Source organism: Thermogutta sp., from assembly GCF_014359955.1.
Classification (GTDB): domain Bacteria; phylum Planctomycetota; class Planctomycetia; order Pirellulales; family Thermoguttaceae; genus Thermogutta.
In genome coordinates this window covers 1-3,431 of the sequence record NZ_JACIYL010000477.1, presented here as the reverse complement: position 1 = coordinate 3,431, position 3,431 = coordinate 1, and the positions used below count along the sequence as shown (strand labels likewise).

Genomic DNA, 3,431 nt, shown 5'->3' with positions numbered 1-3,431 from the left:
ATCGTCGATTCGATCGACGCAGCCGTGGAAGCACTCAAGCAGGTGGAGCGGCTGGACCGATACGGCGTGCGACGCCAATTTGAGGAACGATTCACCGTCCAGCGCATGGCCGCCGATTACCTCGCCATTTACAATCGCCTGCTTGAAGCCGGTGACAAAGCGGGCGAAGCTGTTCTGGCACAGGTCTGAGATCCCTCTGACGGCAAGATCGCGGGAGTCATCAATGAGCACGGGAACCTGGCCCTTCAAGGAAACCGCCGTTCCGGAGTTTTATATCCCTGCCACGAGTTCGCTTTTTGAACGGCGTCCGCGGACGCTCAAGCATGGTGATACGTTCGCCATGTTCGACCATTATGGCGACATCGTGGTTGGGGATCGAACTCCGGAAGGCATCTATCATCTTGACACGCGGTTTCTTTCCCGCCTGATTTTGAAGATCGAGGGGCAACGACCGCTTTTGCTCAGCTCCACCGTTCAGCGGAATAATGCCCTGTTGAACGTGGATTTAACGAACCACGACGTCTTTCGGGATCACACCCTCGTGTTGCCCAAGGGTGCCATACACATCCGGAGGTCCAAGTTCCTGTGGCAAACCGCCTGCTATGAGGTCCTCACTCTGAGGAACTTCGACACGGTGGAGCATGTTTTTGAACTGGCGCTGGAATTCGGTGCGGACTTCGCCGACCTTTTTGAAGTACGAGGATTCCAGCGCGAAACAAGGGGCCACGTGGAGGCCCGCGTCGAGAGACCCGATCGGCTTCGGTTTATCTACCACGCGCTCGATGGGCTGCCTCGGGCGACGGTGGTGACTTTTGATCCCGCACCCGATCACCTTGCGGCCACCGAAGCGCAGTTTGTGCTACGGCTTGGGCCGAAGGATCGCTGCCGGATCAAGGTCATTGTCGAGTGTCAGGTTGACAACCAGGCAACACACCAACGCGATTTTGCCCGAAGTGTTCGTCGAGCGCGACGGGCTCTCCTCAACGCGGCAGGACGGGCGGCCGCGCTGGAAACATCCAACGAAACGGTGAACGAAATCCTTTGCCAGTCCATGGCGGACCTGACCATGCTCGTCACGGACACGCCCTGGGGGCCGTATCCCTATGCGGGCATCCCATGGTATTCCACGGCCTTCGGCCGGGACGGCCTTATCACCGCCATTGAGATGCTCTGGATCGATCCTGAAATTGCCCGGGGCGTGCTGAATTTCCTCGCCGCTCATCAGGCGACTCACGACGATCCGCGGGCGGATGCGGAACCGGGGAAGATTCTCCACGAAATGCGGCAGTGCGAGCTGGCTCGACTGGGAGAGATCCCCTTCAGGCAATACTACGGATCGGTGGATGCCACGCCGCTTTTCATCATTCTTGCCGGACTCTACTGGCATCGCACCAACGACCGGCCCACGCTGGAAGCCCTCTGGCCGGCTATCCGCCGGGCTTTGGAATGGATTGAAAACTACGGCGACCAGGATGGGGACGGTTTTGTGGAATACTACAGTCGGGCAAGCAGCGGTCTGGCCAACCAGGGATGGAAAGATTCCGGCGACGCCGTTTTTCACTCCGACGGGCAACTCGCTCAACCTCCCATCGCACTCGTGGAGGTCCAGGGCTATGTGTACATGGCCTATGACCTCGGCGTTCGGCTGGCGACCGAGATGAACGATCTGGCACTTGCAGTATCGCTGGAGGAGAAAAAAGAAAAATTACGGAATCGCTTTGAGGAGGCCTTCTGGTGCGACGACCTGGAATTTTACGCCCTGGCGCTGGATGGCAACAAAACACCCTGCCGCGTCCGCACATCCAACGCCGGCCAGCTTTTGTTCACGGGTTTGCCGCGTTCGGATCGCGCTCAAAAAGTGGTTCAGGCACTTTTCAGTTCCGATCTGTACAGTGGTTGGGGTATTCGCACCGTCAGCCGAAAAGAGATCCGCTACAACCCCGCATCCTATCATAATGGCTCAGTTTGGCCCCATGACAACGCCCTGATCGGCCTGGGGCTTTCACGCTACGGCTTCAAAGAGGAATTGACACGATTGACGATGGCCATTCTGAGTGCGGCATCCCACATGGACCTGCGACGTCTTCCGGAGCTTTATTGCGGCTTTCAGAGAGAGCGGGATAAAGGACCGACGTTCTATCCGGTAGCGTGCGCACCTCAGGCCTGGGCAGCAGCCGCACCGTTTGCCCTTCTGGGGGCCTGCCTGGGCGTGGACTTCAGTCCTGCCACCAACACCGTGCGACTTGTTCACCCTCAGCTTCCGCCGTGCATCGACTGGCTGACCATCCGCAACTTGCGCCTGGGTCATTCCCGGCTGGACATATTTCTGCAACGGCATGGGAACACGGTGGCCGCCCATGTCCTCAAACGGGAAGGCCCGGTGGAATTGGAGGTCATCCTTTGAGGCCCCGGTGAATCGGGTCGGATTTGATCGGACTGCCGGCCACCGCGCGGTTTGGAGCGAGTCTCCGGCTAGGGTGCCGCTACCGGGTTTCTCAGCTTGCCGATCCCCTCGATTTCCACCTCCACAACGTCCCCCGCCTTTAAAAAAACGGGAGGATTCCTGGTAAAGCCTACGCCGCCGGGGGTTCCCGTGAAGATGAGGTCGCCGGGCTCCAGCGTGCAGACGCGGGACACGTACGCAATCAGCCGAGGAATTGAGAAAAGGAACTGGCTGGTCCGCGAGTCCTGCATGACGTTTCCATTGAGAATGAGCCGAATACCCAGGTCGTGCGGATTCTCGACTTCGTCCTTGGTCACCAGGTACGGTCCTGTGGGCGCGAACGTGTCGAAGGATTTGCCCAGCAGCCACTGGCCACCCGGCTTTTTGAGCTGCCAGTCCCGTGCTGACACGTCATTGCCGCACATGTATCCCGCCACGTAACGCATCGCCTCTTGTTCCGGAATCCGTCGGCCACTCCGCCCGATGACAACCACCAGCTCGGCCTCATAATCCACCTCGTTAGAATCGGCAGGCAAATGGATGGCTTCCTCCGGCCCGATGATGGTGGTGGGAAATTTGTTGAAAATGACTGGCTCGGGTGGCGGTGTGGCGCCCGTTTCGGCGGCATGGTCTGCGTAGTTGAGTCCCACGCAGATGACCTTGCGAGGCCTGGGGATAGGGGCTGTCAGCCGCACAGTCTCGGCCAGCGCATTGCCTCGCTCCACGACCCTCTTGAGAAAGGGCCAGGCATCTTCGCCCATGGCAAGAACCGCGCCAAGATCCGTGGCCAGTGCTGGTTCATTCTGATGGAGATCAATGATCTCGCCGTCACGGACGATCGCTGCGCGAGGTCCATCCGGCGTGGCGTAGGAAACTAACCGCATGGCAAAACCCTTCAATAATCCGCAGTGCTCTCCTTCTTCATCACCATGTTTGGGACGACGGTAATTGGTACGAGTATATCAGGCCAGGATGAAATATCCAGCCT

General features: G+C 58.8%; 2 protein-coding genes and 1 pseudogene. 2 read left to right on the top strand and 1 reads right to left on the bottom strand.

The window, feature by feature from the left end; genetic code table 11:
• Together H5U08_RS13235 and H5U08_RS13230 are read left to right on the top strand one after the other, a co-directional pair.
• Positions 1–189, top strand: a pseudogene (locus H5U08_RS13235) (hypothetical protein); the annotation flags it as partial.
• Positions 190–223: 34 nt separating this feature from the next.
• Positions 224–2,404: an amylo-alpha-1,6-glucosidase gene (locus H5U08_RS13230; RefSeq protein WP_297033897.1), complete on the top strand. Its 2,181-nt coding sequence runs from the start codon at positions 224–226 to the stop codon at positions 2,402–2,404.
• Between the two features lie 68 nt (positions 2,405–2,472).
• On the opposite strand, the gene H5U08_RS13225 is transcribed toward H5U08_RS13230, so the two are convergent.
• On the bottom strand, positions 2,473–3,327 hold the full coding sequence (locus tag H5U08_RS13225; RefSeq protein WP_297033894.1) for a fumarylacetoacetate hydrolase family protein: 855 nt from the start codon (positions 3,325–3,327) through the stop codon (positions 2,473–2,475).
• Between the last annotated feature and the right edge of the window lie 104 nt (positions 3,328–3,431).

What these genes read in the sequence shown, in the direction of transcription:
- H5U08_RS13230 (WP_297033897.1), top strand. Translation starts at nt 224, where the DNA reads ATGAGCACGGGAACCTGGCCCTTCAAGGAAACCGCCGTTCCGGAGTTT.
- H5U08_RS13225 (WP_297033894.1), bottom strand. Translation starts at nt 3,327, where the DNA reads ATGCGGTTAGTTTCCTACGCCACGCCGGATGGACCTCGCGCAGCGATC.